The 15,555-nt window shown below is 47.6% G+C and carries 15 protein-coding genes; 14 read left to right on the forward strand and 1 reads right to left on the reverse strand.

The genetic code is table 11. From position 1 onward, the window contains the following. Positions 1 to 9 precede the first annotated feature (9 nt). The 9 genes from fmt (at position 10) to spoVM (ending at position 8,856) form a co-directional block, all read left to right on the forward strand. Positions 10 to 963, forward strand: a complete 954-nt coding sequence (gene fmt, locus PAEAM_RS07500; protein ID WP_100527118.1) for a methionyl-tRNA formyltransferase — start codon at positions 10 to 12, stop codon at positions 961 to 963. Continuing rightward, a complete protein-coding gene (gene rsmB, locus PAEAM_RS07505; RefSeq protein ID WP_100527119.1) occupies positions 960 to 2,438 on the forward strand; it encodes a 16S rRNA (cytosine(967)-C(5))-methyltransferase RsmB in 1,479 nt (492 codons plus the stop codon). The genes fmt and rsmB overlap by 4 nt, the downstream gene beginning before the upstream one ends. A gap of 252 nt (positions 2,439 to 2,690) precedes the next feature. Next, positions 2,691 to 3,731 carry a dual-specificity RNA methyltransferase RlmN gene (rlmN, locus tag PAEAM_RS07510; protein ID WP_036614609.1) on the forward strand — a complete coding sequence of 347 codons (1,041 nt, stop codon included), beginning with the start codon at positions 2,691 to 2,693 and terminating at the stop codon, positions 3,729 to 3,731. Positions 3,732 to 3,738: 7 nt separating this feature from the next. Next, positions 3,739 to 4,515, forward strand: a complete 777-nt coding sequence (locus tag PAEAM_RS07515; RefSeq protein ID WP_017687453.1) for a Stp1/IreP family PP2C-type Ser/Thr phosphatase — start codon at positions 3,739 to 3,741, stop codon at positions 4,513 to 4,515. Next, positions 4,512 to 6,722, forward strand: a complete 2,211-nt coding sequence (gene pknB / locus PAEAM_RS07520) for a Stk1 family PASTA domain-containing Ser/Thr kinase (protein WP_100527120.1) — start codon at positions 4,512 to 4,514, stop codon at positions 6,720 to 6,722. The genes PAEAM_RS07515 and pknB overlap by 4 nt, the downstream gene beginning before the upstream one ends. 61 nt (positions 6,723 to 6,783) lie before the next feature. Continuing rightward, positions 6,784 to 7,692: a ribosome small subunit-dependent GTPase A gene (gene rsgA / locus PAEAM_RS07525; RefSeq protein ID WP_076328024.1), complete on the forward strand. Its 909-nt coding sequence runs from the start codon at positions 6,784 to 6,786 to the stop codon at positions 7,690 to 7,692. A 1-nt stretch (position 7,693) separates the two neighbouring features. Further along, positions 7,694 to 8,353: a ribulose-phosphate 3-epimerase gene (rpe, locus tag PAEAM_RS07530; protein WP_017687456.1), complete on the forward strand. Its 660-nt coding sequence runs from the start codon at positions 7,694 to 7,696 to the stop codon at positions 8,351 to 8,353. A gap of 3 nt (positions 8,354 to 8,356) precedes the next feature. Beyond that, a complete protein-coding gene (locus PAEAM_RS07535; protein ID WP_047843680.1) occupies positions 8,357 to 8,608 on the forward strand; it encodes a hypothetical protein in 252 nt (83 codons plus the stop codon). A gap of 167 nt (positions 8,609 to 8,775) precedes the next feature. Continuing rightward, positions 8,776 to 8,856 carry a stage V sporulation protein SpoVM gene (spoVM, locus tag PAEAM_RS07540; RefSeq protein ID WP_017687458.1) on the forward strand — a complete coding sequence of 27 codons (81 nt, stop codon included), beginning with the start codon at positions 8,776 to 8,778 and terminating at the stop codon, positions 8,854 to 8,856. Between the two features lie 194 nt (positions 8,857 to 9,050). Here the strand turns inward: spoVM and rpmB are convergent, their stop codons facing one another. Beyond that, a complete protein-coding gene (rpmB, locus tag PAEAM_RS07545; protein ID WP_017687459.1) occupies positions 9,051 to 9,239 on the reverse strand; it encodes a 50S ribosomal protein L28 in 189 nt (62 codons plus the stop codon). 401 nt (positions 9,240 to 9,640) lie between these two features. On the opposite strand from rpmB, the gene PAEAM_RS31730 reads away from it, so the two are divergent. The 5 genes from PAEAM_RS31730 (at position 9,641) to PAEAM_RS07565 (ending at position 15,087) form a co-directional block, all read left to right on the forward strand. After that, the gene (locus PAEAM_RS31730; RefSeq protein WP_155985128.1) at positions 9,641 to 9,814 is read left to right on the forward strand and encodes a hypothetical protein; all 174 of its coding nucleotides are present in this window, start codon (positions 9,641 to 9,643) and stop codon (positions 9,812 to 9,814) included. A gap of 62 nt (positions 9,815 to 9,876) precedes the next feature. Next, positions 9,877 to 11,688, forward strand: coding sequence for a DAK2 domain-containing protein (locus PAEAM_RS07550; RefSeq protein ID WP_100527121.1), 1,812 nt, complete (start codon positions 9,877 to 9,879; stop codon positions 11,686 to 11,688). A 76-nt stretch (positions 11,689 to 11,764) separates the two neighbouring features. Next, on the forward strand, positions 11,765 to 12,628 hold the full coding sequence (locus PAEAM_RS07555) for a DegV family protein (RefSeq protein ID WP_100527122.1): 864 nt from the start codon (positions 11,765 to 11,767) through the stop codon (positions 12,626 to 12,628). 10 nt (positions 12,629 to 12,638) lie between these two features. After that, positions 12,639 to 14,684, forward strand: coding sequence for an ATP-dependent DNA helicase RecG (gene recG, locus PAEAM_RS07560; RefSeq protein ID WP_100527123.1), 2,046 nt, complete (start codon positions 12,639 to 12,641; stop codon positions 14,682 to 14,684). A gap of 115 nt (positions 14,685 to 14,799) precedes the next feature. Further along, the gene (locus tag PAEAM_RS07565) at positions 14,800 to 15,087 is read left to right on the forward strand and encodes a stage VI sporulation protein F (protein WP_036614589.1); all 288 of its coding nucleotides are present in this window, start codon (positions 14,800 to 14,802) and stop codon (positions 15,085 to 15,087) included. Positions 15,088 to 15,555: the final 468 nt, after the last annotated feature.

The raw sequence follows: 15,555 nt of genomic DNA on the forward strand, positions 1-15,555 counted from the left end.
GTGATCGATTTGAATATTGTTTTTATGGGAACACCTGAATTTGCAGTTCCTTCTCTCGATATGCTGATGGCAGAGGGGTACAATGTGGTGGGTGTGGTGACTCAACCTGATAAACCACAGGGACGCAAAAAAGTACTTACGCCAACACCGGTTAAGGCCGCGGCAGAACGCCACGGTCTGTCGGTGTTTCAACCTGTTAAATTGCGTGATCCGGAAGCGGTAGCCCGCTTGGCTGAATGGAAGCCGGATCTGATCGTAACCGCGGCCTTTGGACAGATTCTGCCCAAAGCTGTGCTGGATATGCCTGTTCGTGGTTGTGTGAACGTGCATGGCTCTCTTTTACCGAAATATCGGGGAGGAGCACCGATTCAACGTTCCATTATTAACGGGGAATCCGTGACAGGAGTCACATTGATGTATATGGCTGAAGGCTTGGACACCGGAGATATGATCTCGCGTGTGGAACTGCCAATTACGGATGAAGATACATCAGGATCGATGTTTGATAAATTAAGTGAGGCTGGTTCCAAACTGCTTCAGGCAGAAATGCCACGATTGATTGCAGGCGAGACAACGGCGGTCCCTCAGGATGATGCTGAGGCTTCGTATGCTCGCAATCTGACTCGGGATGACGAGAAAATGGACTGGAGTCGTACTTCACGTGAACTGTTCAATCAGATTCGTGGTCTTGTGCCGTTCTCCGGTGCATTTACGATGTGGGATGATCAGGTCTTCAAAGTTTGGGCTGCGGCTAATCCCGATCAGGTGGACCTAGAAACTTCTTCAGATGCTGGACAAGCAGAGCCGGGAACGGTGCTGCAATTGAATAAAGCAGGGATTGAAGTCCGCACAGGCAATGGATCTCTCTGGTTGACTGAAGTGCAGCCAGCAGGTAAAAAGGTGATGCAGGCCGCTGACTTTGCTCGCGGTGGTACACTGAAACCTGGAACGGTGCTGCGATGAGCGGTAATATACCAGGTCGTTCGTCAGGAAAAGGCCAGCAAGCTAATGGGAATTCATCCGGACGTGAAGGAAACCGTCGTCCGAATTCGGGTAAATCGGGTGCTGCATCGCGCTCCCAGCAACCCAAAACATCTGCTCGTACATTGGCAGTCAAGGTTCTGAGTGCTGTTGAGCAAGATGGAGCATACAGTAATCTGGAGTTGAACCGCCGTCTGAAAGAGGCGGATCTAAGCCCCGCAGATGCTGGACTAGCTACCGAATTGGTGTATGGAACAATCGCCAGATTGAATACACTTGATTATTTTCTGGAACGTTACGTCGCCAAAGGAGTATCCAAACTGCAACCATGGGTTCGCAGCCTGCTGCGAATTAGCGTATATCAGATGATATACCTGGATCGTATTCCTGAACATGCCGTGGTGAGCGAAGCGGTTAATCTGGCGAAGAAACTGGGCCATCAGGGAATCTCGGGTATGGTGAATGGAGTGCTCCGCAATATGATCCGCAATCGGGATGAACTTCGTATTCCAGAACATCTGCCCGTTGCCGAACGTATTTCACTGGAGCATTCCCACCCGTTATGGATGGTTGAACGCTGGATTGCCCAGTACGGCGAAGAGACAGCGGAAGCGATCTGTCGTGCGAATAATGAGCCGCCAGCGGTGAGTGTCCGTGTCAACACAACAATGACCACACGGGAGAAACTGATGCATGAGATGACCAGTACAGGTGCAGTCGTTGAAGCTTCTCAGCTGAGTTCCGATGGAATTCTTGTACGTAGTGGCGGAAACATGGCTCTAACGTCCTGGTATCGGGACGGGTTGTTCTCTGTACAGGACGAAAGTTCCATGCTTGTCGCTGAAGCAGTTGCGCCAGAAGTAGACCAACTTGTATTAGATTGTTGCGCAGCTCCAGGTGGAAAAACAGCTCACATGGCTGAGAAAATGCAGGATCGCGGTCGTATTGTCGCGAATGATGTACATGCTCACAAGCGCCAGCTGATCCTGGATCAGGCGGAGCGTCTCGGTCTGACTTGTATCGATGCTGTAACTGGAGATGCGCTAGACCTGAATGAACGGTATCCGGAAGCGTCGTTTGACCGCATTTTGCTGGATGCACCATGTTCAGGTCTGGGTGTTATTCGCCGCAAGCCTGATGTGAAATGGACCAAAACCGTAAAAGATATCGAAGATATCGCAGGCTTGCAGCGTGAATTGCTTGATCATGTTGCGCCGTTGTTAAAACCAGGTGGTATTCTGGTGTATAGCACGTGTACGATTGAGCCTGCTGAGAATGAGGATATGGTTGCAGACTTCTTGAATCGACATCCGGAATACAGCCCAGCAGAAGCATCCGTCTGGTCTGAATCGGAGACAGCGAACTTGAAGGTTGTGAACGGTTGTATTCAGATTTTGCCACAATACGCTCACAGTGACGGATTTTTCATCGCACGGTTGACAAAAACAGTGGAATAACAGTTTAATAGAGCACGGAAGTATGACCGCCGAGGGGAACTTCGGCGGATTTCTTTGTGATGGGACTTCGATATAATTGTCAGAGAATGTGATGACAGGGTGCGATGGCGGCATTGAGATGTTATAATGCATGAAGTACAGATATCAAGGGTATACATGGATGTAACGTGGTCTTTGTGATAGAATAGGACGAATGGAACGAAAAGAAGGAAGCCAACGAAAAGAAAAGAAGGAATAGGTGTTGACAACAAAATGAAACCTTTTATATATGATTATTCTCTGGAACAACTGCAACAATGGGCTGTTGAGAATGGGGAGCCGGCGTTTCGCGGTGGCCAAATCTTTGACTGGATTTATGTAAAACGCGTGAATGATTTCAGTGAAATGACCAATCTGTCCAAGCCATTGCGTGAAAAACTGACAGAGCAATTTGAATTCGTAACGCTTAAGGAAATTACCAAGTTTGAATCCAAGGATGGAACGGTTAAATTCCTCTTTGGTCTTCATGATGATCATGCCATTGAGACAGTAATTATGAAGCATAACTACGGGAACAGCATCTGTGTAACCACACAGGTTGGTTGTCGTATTGGTTGTACGTTCTGTGCATCCACATTGGGTGGTCTCAAGCGTAACCTTACGGCTGGTGAGATTGTTGCCCAGGTTGTGCAGGCTCAGAAAATTCTGGATGAACGCGGCGAGCGTGTCAGCAGCATTGTAATCATGGGTTCGGGTGAACCTTTCGAAAACTATGAAGCTACGATGACTTTCCTGCGCATTATGATTCATGAAAAAGGGCTGAACATCGGTCAGCGTCATATCACGGTATCCACGAGCGGAATCGTTCCGAACATCTACAAGTTTGCAGATGAAGATACACAGATTAACCTCGCTATTTCGATCCATGCACCAAATGATGCACTGCGCTCGAAATTGATGCCGGTTAACCGTCGTTTTCCTTTTGAAGACGTGATGGAGTCCCTTCGTTATTATCTGGCCAAAACAGGTCGGAGAATTACGTTCGAGTATGCACTTATTGGTGGGGTAAACGACCAGCCAGAGCATGCAGCAGAACTGGCAAGTGTGCTTAAGAACATGTTGTGCCACGTGAATCTGATTCCGGTTAACCATGTACCTGAACGCAAATATGTAAGAACATCGAGAAGCGACATTTTCAATTTTCAGAAGATTCTCTCGGAACAGGGTGTTAATGTAACCATTCGTCGTGAACAGGGACATGATATTGCTGCCGCTTGCGGTCAGCTTCGTGCAAAGCATATGGAGTTGAGGTGAGAACGTTTTGATCAAAACAGTTCATGTGAGCCATATCGGACGAGTGCGTTCGGTGAATGAAGATTCAGCCTGGATTCGTAATCTCGATACAGGATATATTCTGGGTATTGTTGCCGATGGCATGGGTGGACATCTTGCAGGGGATACGGCAAGCCGCTTGGCAGTAGAGACGTTGGTGAAAGATCTGGGAACACTGGAACCAGGTCTGTCACATGCGTCTCTGTCTGCGGCTCTCAGCGATGCTATTTTGCATGCCAACGAAGTTATCTTCCGCACGGCATCAACAGATGACAAGTATCACAACATGGGAACAACGGTGGTTGCGGCTTTATTGAACGATACGGAAGGTGTTATTGGACACATCGGTGATAGCAGAGCCTACAAAATTGCGAACAAAGCTGTGATCCAGCTAACCGAGGACCATACACTGGTGAATGAATTGTTCAAAAATGGTCAGATTAGCAAAGAGGATGTGTCCCATCATCCACGTCGCAACGTACTAACTCGTGCGCTTGGAACAGATGCCGAGGTGAAGGTAGATCTGGATACCGTCAAGCTGGAGGAAGGCGAAGTTCTTCTACTGTGCAGTGATGGTCTCAGTAACCTGGTCAGCAATGAGCAGATTATTCAGGTTGCCGGCAATCTGGAACTGGCATTGGAAGATCGTGCAGACCGACTGCTTCAGTTGGCTTTACTTGCTGGGGGAGACGACAACATCACGCTTGCTTTGTTCGAGTTGCAGAGGGAAGGTTCCGTGGATACGGAAACGGGGTGTGAGTCATGATTGGGCACCAACTAGGCGGACGCTATGAAGTGATTGAGCGTGTCGGCGGTGGCGGCATGGCTCTTGTGTACAAAGCCCAGGATCTTCTGTTGAACCGGAATGTAGCGATCAAAGTCCTTAGACAACAGTTTGTGCATGACGAAGAGTTTATTCGCCGTTTCCGCAGGGAAGCACAGTCGGCAGCATCGCTGTCTCATCCGAATGTAGTTAGCATTTATGACGTGGGGCAGGAAGATGACGTTCATTATATTGTCATGGAGTACGTGGAAGGCAAAAACTTGAATGAAATTATTAAAGAACGCGCCCCTCTGCAGGTGGACGAATCGGTGCGAATCGCTTCCCAGATTGCAGATGCTCTTGATCATGCACATCATAATCAAATCATTCATCGGGATATCAAACCCCACAATATATTAATTGGCCGGAATGGCCGCGTGAAAGTAACGGATTTCGGGATTGCCCGTGCCGTTACATCTACAACGATTACGCAGACGGGTTCTGTAGTTGGTTCTGTACATTATTTCTCACCGGAGCATGCCAAAGGCATCGTTACTGGTGAAAAATCGGACTTATATTCTCTTGGGATCGTACTTTACCAGATGCTTACCGGGCAACTTCCGTTTCTGGGTGAAAGTCCAATCAGTGTGGCATTGAAGCATTTGCAGGAAGAGTTCGATGAACCACGCAAATTCAATCCATTGATTCCGCAAAGTGTAGAAAATGTCATCTTAAAATCCATGCGTAAAAATCCGCAGGAACGTTATCAGTCGGCCAAAGAAATGCAGACCGATCTGGAAACTTGCCTGATGCCGGAGAGACGTAATGAAACGAAGATTGATTTTCCGGATGAGGATGATATAGATCAGACTCGCGTTATGCCAGCCATCAAGCCTGAACCGCGCGGAGTTACATCGACGGGTGCGGTGCCAGTGATGGAGTCTAACGAAGAAACTGGCAAGGGTAAGGCAAAATCGAAGAGTTGGAAGAAGCCAGCTCTACTCATCTCATTAACCGTTCTTATTCTAATCGCCATGGTGGGCGTTGTATGGTATGTCAAGGGTATGCTGGTTGTACCTGAAGTAACCGTGCCTAACGTGATCACCCAGACGGAAGAAAAAGCTCGGGAAATGCTTGAGGAGAAAGGACTCGTCGTCAGTGATGAGGTCATCCGTTTGTATCAGGAAGGTGTCGAACCCGGTATCGTCTATGAACAGAGCAGAAAAGAAGGCGATGTTGTCAAAGAAGGTTCCGAGGTCCAGATCAGTGTTGGTGCAGAAAAAGAACTTTTAAAGATGATTGATGTCAAACAAGTAACTTATGATGAGGCTGTCAAGAAGTTGACTGCGCTTGGCATTAAGGAAGATCAGATTCAGCGGAAAGACGAGTTCTCCAATGATGTGGCTTCAGGTTCTGTTATTTCCCAGACACCGGGTGTGAATGAGGAATTCGATCCTGTGACAGTTCAGATTGAGTTAACCGTAAGTAAAGGCACTGAAACGGTCAAAATGCCTGATCTGAAAAATCATACCCGCAGTGAAGCCGAAGAAAAACTTAAATCAGTTGGACTTGTGCTTGCTCAGGTGCAGGAAGAATCAAGTTATACGGTGGACCAGGGCAAAGTTACGCAGCAATGGCCTGTGGAAGCTGGCGCAGAGGTTAGTCCTGGCGATAAGATTACAATCTTTATCAGTACAGGGTATCCGCCAGAAGCGCTGGAATATCCTTTTAATATCAATGTCTCACCCAAAGAAGAGGGCAAAAACAGTAAAATCCGTATCACATATGAAGACGCACGTGGCAAGAATCAGGAATGGGGAACACGCACCGTGAACTCAACCCAGACCTTGACCATTCCACTTGTGCTCGCTCCAAATGAAAATGGGGCTGTGTCCGTATATCGTGATGGACAGTTCCTGGATACGTATCTTGTCTCCTACAGTGAAGCCAAAAATGGAACAGTAAACGTACCTTCCATTGACCCGGAACAAAGCACTGAGACGCCGCCAGAAAATGAGCCTGATCCAGGTGAAGGTAGCGTTGATGAGGGAAGTGTTGATCCCAATCAGGAAGGTGAACCTGAGTCCACACCGGCAGACGGTGAGGGTGACAGCGTAGATGAGGACACTTCTGCCATGAATAATGGTAAGGGGCACAGCAAGGAAAAAGAGAAGAAAAAGGAAGTCATTAACGCATCAAGCCGTCCATAAGGGCGGCTTATGCTGGCGTCTGGAGTAAATGTACCACCATCTAAAGGAGGGCGTCGGAGCTATGCCAGAAGGTATCATCGTTAAAGCGCTAAGCGGTTACTATTATGTCATGCCAGTGGAAGACAACGGGGTTCCTTCGGTTGAAGGTTCCGCCGTTCAATGTCGAGCCAGAGGTATCTTCAGAAAGCGGGGAACGTCACCGCTTGTAGGTGACCGCGTCAGCTACATGTTGACAGAGAACGGAGAAGGAACGGTAGATGAAATCCGGAAGCGTGAGACGGAACTTATCCGTCCTCCTGTAGCCAATGTAAGTCTGGCTGTTCTCGTGTTTTCTGTGAAGGAACCGGATATGAACCTGAACCTGTTGGACAAGTTCCTTGTTCACATCGAGCAGGCGGGGCTGGATGCACTCATTGTGTTGACTAAACTGGATTTGGCTGATCCAGCCAAAGACACTGTTGCTGAAGTGAAAGCATTGTATGAGCAGGTTGGTTATGAAGTGATCTCCACAAGTTCACGTACCGGTGAAGGCAGTGAATTGCTCAGAGACCGACTGGCTGGTAAGATCAGCGTATTCTCCGGACAATCCGGTGTAGGCAAGTCTTCGATGTTAAATGCATTGATGCCGGGCCTGACGCTGGAGACAAATGCGATCAGCATGCGTCTAGGACGAGGGAAACACACCACCAGGCACGTGGAGCTTATTCCGTTGGATAATGGTGGGTTTGTTGCAGATACGCCAGGATTCAGCCAACTGGACTTTCTGGAGATCGGTGTGGAGGAACTCTCCACTTGTTTCCGCGAATTCGCCCAGTTTGCAGATCAGTGCAAATTCCGAGGTTGTACCCATACACATGAACCAGGCTGTCGTGTGCTTGCGGCCAAGGAGGAAGGTCTGATCTCCGAAAGCCGATATCAGCACTATGTGCTGTTCCTGAACGAAATGAAAGATAAGAAGCGGAGGTATTAACATGATTAAAATTGCCCCATCGATATTATCAGCTGATTTTGCCCGCCTTGGTGCGGAAGTTGCAGAAGCTCAAGCTGCAGGAGGAGACTGGATTCATGTTGACGTTATGGACGGTCATTTCGTCCCTAATATTACGCTTGGACCTGCGATTGTGAAGGCAATCGCTCCACATACAAGCTTGCCGCTCGATGTGCATTTGATGATTGAGAATCCGGAGCGTTATGTTGAGGAATTTGCCAAAGCGGGTGCAGCGGTAATTACCGTTCATGCTGAGGCTTGTGTGCATTTGCACCGCGTTATTCATTTAATTAAGGAGCAAGGAGTGAAGGCAGGAGTTGCCCTTAATCCGGGAACGCCAGCGTCTGCCATTCTCGAAGTTCTGGATGATGTGGACATGGTTCTTGTCATGACGGTCAATCCTGGCTTTGGCGGACAGGCATTTATCTCGGGTACGATGAACAAAATCAAGCAGATTCGTACATGGTTGAACGAAAAGGGACGCCATGATGTACATATCGAAGTAGATGGCGGAATTGCTGCCGATACAGCCCCGCTTGTGGTGGAAGCCGGAGCAGATGTGCTCGTTGCCGGAAGTGCCGTATTTGGACGTGAGGATCGTGCTGCCGCGATTACTGAAATTCGCCGTAGCTACGGAGGCTGATCTATGACCCTCAAGGAGACACTGTGGACGATGGCTGCGAGTCTCGTGACGGGACTTGTGCTTGCTTTGTTTGCGGTTATTCAATCCCCGTTTAATGCTATTACGTCATTAATCGGGGTAGGCGTTGTTATTATGTATTTCCGCAAATTTGATCGTACGGGACATCGGGTTACTTTTGTCATTTTCGGCATACTGTATTATTTACTGAGTGTTTTCATGATCGCTGCCTATCAATATATTCCTGCCCAAACGTAAATGACCTGATCTTCGGGCTTGTCATTGTGGAATAGGGATCGAAGGTTCCGCATAAATATGGTTACATGAGCAGGTTTCTCATGTAGCCTTTTTTGTCGTGTTTGAGGTAAAGAAGGCCTGAAGCATAGGATACGGCGGACGCATGAGCATGATGGGGAGGGTGAATTATGAAATTTTACACATTCAAACTGCCGAAGTTTTTGGGAGGGTTTGTAAAGGCGATTCTTAATACGTTTCAAAAGCACTGATCCGATTGATAAGGTAACAGGGAATACCGCCGCTTTGGCTCAGGCTTATCTGGAATTCGTACCTGCGAAGCGCCATGCGGCGGCCATTCACATGTTAATGAGCGTATTCAAGAATCCCTTTTTTGAATACCAAAAAAGCACCTGCAAGGAACAAGGTGCTTTTTGCTTACCCGATTTATAGTAGCTTTGCGTGATTATACGCGAGTCACTTTACCGGCTTTCAGTGCACGGGTGCTTACGTATACACGTTTTGGTTTGCCGTCAACGAGAATGCGGACCTTCTGAACGTTTACGCCCCAAGTACGACGGTTACGGTTGTTAGCGTGGGATACGTGGTTACCGGTGCCCGGTTTCTTACCTGTCACATAACATTTGCGAGACATAGATTACACCTCCTATCCTAAAATAACCAGTTGCCTTCAGAAACGAAAAGTCATTCCATAAGGACTAAATTGTTCTTCCTGATCATAAAGATCAGGTTTCAGTAGCTAATGGCGTTGTTTAAGCCGGCATGAACCGGATCATTTCCATTACTTAACCTGCATAAAACAATACTTGAATATAATATCATAATTAAAAAAGCTTCGTCAACTGATCCAAAAACTTTATTTATTTCTCCTGTCTAATATAGTACAATGTTGAGTAGTCCATAATACAGTGGTGAACAGGCTGTTGCCGCGAGGAAGTCGGAGAATAAACCGTACTTAGAGGTCGGTGGTCTGCTTTTTGGCAACGCTGTGAGCTGCGGCATTCCATCATTGGCACCAGTCTCCATGCGGCATTCATGCCGGCTCTTGATACCGGTGCATATCCGTATGCCCCGAAGTTAGGGGTGCAGAGAGTGCAGGATATTGGTAGCCCGGCCGCCCAGACCGTTAATCCGGCTGACATGTTGTATTGTATGCCTGTGCCGGACAAGGTATGGACGAAGAATAACGCAGTCCGCGTTAGCGCATGAACAGACCAGACACATCTTGGTGCAAGGTGTTCGTGTATCAAGCTAGGAAGGGGAATTCTCACTTGAGTATACGTTCTTTAAATGGAACAGATTTCACCGCAATGGTACTTGCCGGAGCGGAACAACTTGGACAGCATGCAGAGCACGTCAATTCCCTGAATGTTTTCCCTGTGCCGGATGGTGACACGGGAACGAACATGAATTTGACAATGAGTGCAGGAGTCGCAGAGATTAAAAGAAAAAGTTCTGCCTCCATCGGCGAAGCTGCCGGTATTCTATCGAAAGGCCTGCTTATGGGCGCACGGGGGAATTCAGGAGTTATTCTGTCGCAATTGTTCCGTGGTTTTAGTCGTTCAGCTGCTCCCTATGAGGAACTGAATACGCTCCAATTTGCAGCAGCCATGCAGAACGGTGTTGACGCAGCTTACAAAGCAGTCGTAAAGCCCGTTGAAGGGACCATTCTTACCGTAGCCAAGGAAGCGGCGAAACATGCCAACTACTACGCAAGACGGACGAATGATATTACTGAATTAATGAATGAAGTTTTGTTAAAAGCAAAAGAAGCACTGGCAATGACTCCGGAATTACTGCCTGTACTGAAACAGGTTGGTGTTGTGGATTCAGGTGGTCAGGGGCTTGTATATATCTACGAGGGCTTTATGGAAGTATTGCTGCAAAGTGACGGAGGGAGTCGTACTTCACTGAACAAAGAAGTAACCCCATCCGTGGCAGCATCTGCTTTGAAACCGGCTGCACCAACAGAAGTGGATATCAAGAAGCCTGCACAGCAGCAGGTGATTGCACCGGAGATGCCATTGTCTGCTCAGGCGAGACTGGAAACGGAAGATATTGAATTCCTGTATGATATGGAATTCTTCATTAATCGTGAGCTTGGAGAGAACGCAGGAGTGGCATTTGATGACGAAGCATTCCGGAAAGCGTTGTCAGTTAATGGGGATTCGATCATCATCATTGCCGATGATGAAGTCATCAAAGTTCATGTCCATTCCAAGACACCAGGCGATGTATTAAACCTGGCGCTGCATTATGGTGAGATTACACAGATTCATATTCTCAATATGCGTGAACAGCATCGGGATCTCCTCACAGCAGGCATGGACATTGCTCCATCACCTGAATTGTTTGCAGAGATTCCACCTGAGGCAGCGCGCAGTATGGAAGAGGCTGTGCTTCCTGCAGATGAGATGGCACCGTATGGTTTTATTGCGGTATCCTCCGGTGACGGTATTGCAGAGATTTTCCAAAGTCTTGGCGTTGATGTTGTTCTGTCCGGTGGACAGACGATGAATCCGAGTACTGAGGATTTTGTAAAAGCCGTTCGTTCCATTGCTGCGGAGCAGGTATTTATACTCCCGAATAACTCGAATATTGTACTGGCTGCCGAGCAGGCTCGTGAATTGCTTGAAGATGAGCGCCGGATTACGGTTATTCCAAGCAAGACCATTCCACAGGGAATGGCTGCTGCTTTTGCTTTCCAAGAAGATGAGTCTGCGGAAACAAACCGTGACCAAATGTTGGAGGCCATCAGCCGGGTACAGTCCGGTCAAGTGACTCATGCGGTTCGTGATACGCAATATGATGAATTAGATATTAAGGCGGGGCACTATATCGGTATTCATAACTCCAAAATTGTAGCGACGGATGAAACCATGCTTCAAGCATGTGAAGGTCTGCTCAAACAGATGATGGAGAGTGGAGATGAAGTGGTGACGATCCTTGAAGGGGAAGAAGCTGACCCTGAGGTTACTGCTGCCCTCGCTGCATGGCTTGAAGTACAGTATCCTGATGCTGAGGTAGAGGTACATCTTGGAGGACAGCCTGTGTATTATTATTTGTTCTCCGTAGAGTCCTAATAAAGGTTGTTCAAAAAGTCTCTAGTTGACTTTTTGAACATGTACTTATAGCACTCTAGCGAAGAGGAGGAGAGTCATGAGCCACAAGGTTACGATAGTAACAGACAGTACGGCAGATATTCCCGAAGAACTCATTCGCAAATACGGGATTCATATTGTTCCGCTACGTGTTCTGTTCGGTGAAGAGACCTATGCAGATGGCGTTGATCTGACTTCGGAACAGTTCTACGAAAAGTTGAAGAAGGTATCTGTGTTGCCTACAACTTCACAGCCATCTCCAACCGATTTCATGGATGTGTACCAATCACTTCTTGATGAGAACCCGGAACGCCCGATTGTATCGATCCACCTGTCATCCGGCATGAGTGGTACCTATCAATCGGCCATGCTTGGCAAGTCTTTGCTTGAGACTGAGGGTGACATCACCGTGCTGGATTCGAAGTCAGCATCTTATGGATACGGTCTAATGGTGGTACAGGCTGCTGAACTTGCCGAACAGGGCAAGTCAGCAGTCGAAATCGCTGCGGCTATTGAAGGGATGCAACAATCTCGCAAGTTGTTCTTTCTTGTAGATACTTTGGAGTATCTGCAAAAGGGCGGTCGGATTGGCAAAGCTTCAGCCATCTTGGGAACGTTGCTTAACATTAAGCCGATCCTGTCTATTGATGAAGAAGGCGTTATCTACGCAGTTGAGAAAGTCAGAGGTCATAAAAAAGCAATGGCACGCATTATTGAGCTGTTTCAGAAGGATCTTACAGGCAAACGGGTGAACCTGGCGGTAGGTCATACCGCTGACCCGGGATCAGCGATCGCTTGTGCAGAGCAGCTGCGGGGTCATTTTACACTGAATGAAGTGATCTATACCAATATTGGAGCCGTAATAGGCAGCCATGTTGGACCTGGTGTCATTGCGATCTTTATGTGGCCTGTTCCGGAATGAGGGATTAGACATGAAATTGGAAGAAATATCAGTTAAGCAAATTAACGGCGTGAGTGCTCTCAAAGAGGGAGAGCTTCACGCCTTTGGCATCTCTACTGTTAAAGACCTGCTTGAATATTATCCGTTCCGTTACGAGGATTATCGTCTGCGTTCACTTAGTGAAGTGAAGGATGGGGACAAGATTACGGTCCAGGGACAGGTAATGGGTATTCCTGTATTACAACGATACGGTAAAAAGTCCCGTCTAACCTGTAAGATCATGACGGAAGAGTGGATGATTACAGCCACCTGGTTCAATCGCCATTTCCTCAAAGAACAACTTACCCCCAATCGGGAGATTGTGATTACGGGAAAATGGGAACAAAAACGCATGCAGATGACCGTGACTGACTCGGAGTTCCCTGATAAAGGCGATGGGCGTTCAGGTACACTGCAACCTGTATATTCGGTAACCGGCAAACTGACACAACAATGGATGCGGAAAACGATCAATCAGGGATTAATTCAATTCGGAGATATGATTCCTGAGATTCTGCCTCAGTCCTTGATGAAGAAATACAGCTTGATGCCTCGTAAACAAGCGATTGCGGGAATTCATCGTCCACAGGACAACCGGGAAGGTCAACAGGCCAGACACCGGATGGTGTATGAAGAGCTGTTTCTGTTCCAGTTGAAAATGCAGGCGTATCGCGCGCTCAACCGGAATCGCATGGATGGTGTAGTGCATACCACGGACAATACGACGATTCGTGAGTTTGTACGCAGTTTACCTTTTGAACTGACAGATGCTCAGAAAAAGGTGGAGCTTGAAATTCTGCATGATATGCGTTCGCCCTATGCAATGAATCGGTTATTACAGGGTGATGTCGGATCGGGTAAAACGGTTATTGCGGCAATTGCGCTATACACGACTGTTCGATCCGGTTTCCAAGGGGCTCTGATGGTGCCTACGGAGATTCTGGCGGAGCAGCATATGCGCTCACTGCAAAAGCTGTTTGAACCGTTTGGGGTAACCGTAGGGCTGTTAACGGGCAGTGTAAATGGACGCAAACGTAAAGATCTGATCGCCTCATTGCAAATGGGCATGATTGATATCGTGGTGGGTACACACGCCCTGATTCAGGAAGATGTTTTCTTCCGTGATCTGGGTCTTGTGGTGACGGACGAGCAGCATCGCTTCGGGGTGAATCAGCGCAGCGTTTTACGACGCAAAGGATATAACCCGGATGTGTTAACGATGACGGCAACGCCTATTCCGCGGACACTGGCGATTACGGCTTTTGGGGATATTGAAGTATCCACGATCTCGGAACGTCCGAAGGGACGGATTCCCATCTCTACGTATTGGGTCAAACACGATATGATGGAGCGGGTGCTCGGTTTTATCTCCAGAGAAGTGGATCAGGGCCGTCAGGCCTATCTAATCTGTCCACTCATTGAAGAGTCGGAGAAGCTGGATGTGCAGAATGCCATTGATCTGCATGTGCAGATGCAGCAGAACTTTCCGAAATATCGTGTAGGTCTGCTGCATGGACGGATGACGGCTGCGGAGAAAGAAGAGATGATGCGCGACTTCTACAGCAATGATATTCAGTTGCTTGTCTCCACCACCGTTGTCGAGGTTGGGGTCGATGTGCCAAATGCAACGTTGATGGTCATTATGGACGCGGACCGCTTCGGTCTCTCCCAGCTGCATCAGCTTCGTGGTCGGGTCGGTCGTGGTGCGCATGCTTCCTATTGTGTACTCATTGCTGATCCGAAGACGGAGGTTGGACAGGAACGCATGAAGGTCATGACAGAAACGGAGGATGGATTCGAGGTATCCCGGCGTGACCTCGATCTCCGGGGTCCGGGTGATTTCTTTGGTACCAAACAGAGCGGACTACCCGAGTTCCGTCTTGCCGATATGGTTGCCGATTTTGCTGTGCTGGAACAGGCCAGAGATGACGTGACCCACTTAATTGAGGATGCGACTTTCTGGACCTCCATGGACTATGCACCTCTGCGTGATTTTCTACAGCAACAGCAAGTATTCAAGGGTGATCTGATTGACTAAAGCTTGCCTTGATAGCTGGTTTTTCGTATTACCTTTGTAAAAAAAGACAAGTGTACAAGCCCTCCCGACATATGAATAAGAAGTGAGTTCATTCTTTTGGGAGGTGCTATACGTTTTGGGTTACCAACAATATGGAATTAGTCCGCAGCTGGTGGAGCGGATCAAATTAAAGATGAAAAATCCCGCTGTCAAAGAGCGTATCAAAAAGTTGATTGATGGCGTGACCAAGTCTGATCTGCAAGATAAGGCCAAGGTCAGAAGGTTGGTCAAGTCTTCGGCAGTCATTATGAATGAGAATTTCTCTCCGGCGCAGGAGGAGCAGTTTGTTGCTTTTGTGCTCGCACAGAAGATTGATCCGAACAATACGTTTCATTTGATTAAGCTGTGGGGGATGTTTAGGTAGGGATTCGATGTAATGTTGGGTGGAAAAAAACAATCGTTTACACGAGGGCACTACGATGACAGAATAACCTTCCGAGCGCTGTTATCCCCGGATTTTCTGATTGACCCTTCCCAAGGGTAAAATCCGGTGATAAAGGCGCACGCTTCGCTTCTTTAGGTTATTTCTGTCCTCTCCGTTGTTGTGTAAATTGATTTATTTTACAAAACCAAATTACATCGAATGTTTATGAAGTAATTTTAGTGGGTGGGGCGTTCTATAAGTCAGGAAGATGACTTATAGAACGCCCTTTTGATTGAATAACCAGGGACAAGCCTTGTGGTAATTACTCGGTTGGATATTGGTTGTAGTTATCGAAATGACCCATGACCTGGCTTGTGTTACCGCAAAAACAAAATTTTCATTGAGTATGTTATGTTGGTTAAATCGACCATCTTAGTACAGTGATGGGTGGAGTATAAATCTTATATT

Origin of the sequence: Paenibacillus sp. GM1FR, assembly GCF_002803315.1 — a bacterium.
In the GTDB taxonomy this organism is placed as follows: Bacteria; Bacillota; Bacilli; order Paenibacillales; family Paenibacillaceae; genus Paenibacillus; species Paenibacillus amylolyticus.

Excerpts from the sequence above, each read along its gene's own strand:
- rsgA (WP_076328024.1), top strand. The coding sequence starts at position 6,784 with ATGCCAGAAGGTATCATCGTTAAAGCGCTAAGCGGTTACTATTATGTC.
- rpe (WP_017687456.1), top strand. The coding sequence starts at position 7,694 with ATGATTAAAATTGCCCCATCGATATTATCAGCTGATTTTGCCCGCCTT.
- rpmB (WP_017687459.1), bottom strand. The coding sequence starts at position 9,239 with ATGTCTCGCAAATGTTATGTGACAGGTAAGAAACCGGGCACCGGTAAC.
- recG (WP_100527123.1), top strand. The coding sequence starts at position 12,639 with ATGAAATTGGAAGAAATATCAGTTAAGCAAATTAACGGCGTGAGTGCT.
- pknB (WP_100527120.1), top strand. The coding sequence starts at position 4,512 with ATGATTGGGCACCAACTAGGCGGACGCTATGAAGTGATTGAGCGTGTC.
- PAEAM_RS07535 (WP_047843680.1), top strand. The coding sequence starts at position 8,357 with ATGACCCTCAAGGAGACACTGTGGACGATGGCTGCGAGTCTCGTGACG.
- rsmB (WP_100527119.1), top strand. The coding sequence starts at position 960 with ATGAGCGGTAATATACCAGGTCGTTCGTCAGGAAAAGGCCAGCAAGCT.
- spoVM (WP_017687458.1), top strand. The coding sequence starts at position 8,776 with ATGAAATTTTACACATTCAAACTGCCGAAGTTTTTGGGAGGGTTTGTA.
- PAEAM_RS31730 (WP_155985128.1), top strand. The coding sequence starts at position 9,641 with ATGCCGGCTCTTGATACCGGTGCATATCCGTATGCCCCGAAGTTAGGG.
- PAEAM_RS07555 (WP_100527122.1), top strand. The coding sequence starts at position 11,765 with ATGAGCCACAAGGTTACGATAGTAACAGACAGTACGGCAGATATTCCC.
- rlmN (WP_036614609.1), top strand. The coding sequence starts at position 2,691 with ATGAAACCTTTTATATATGATTATTCTCTGGAACAACTGCAACAATGG.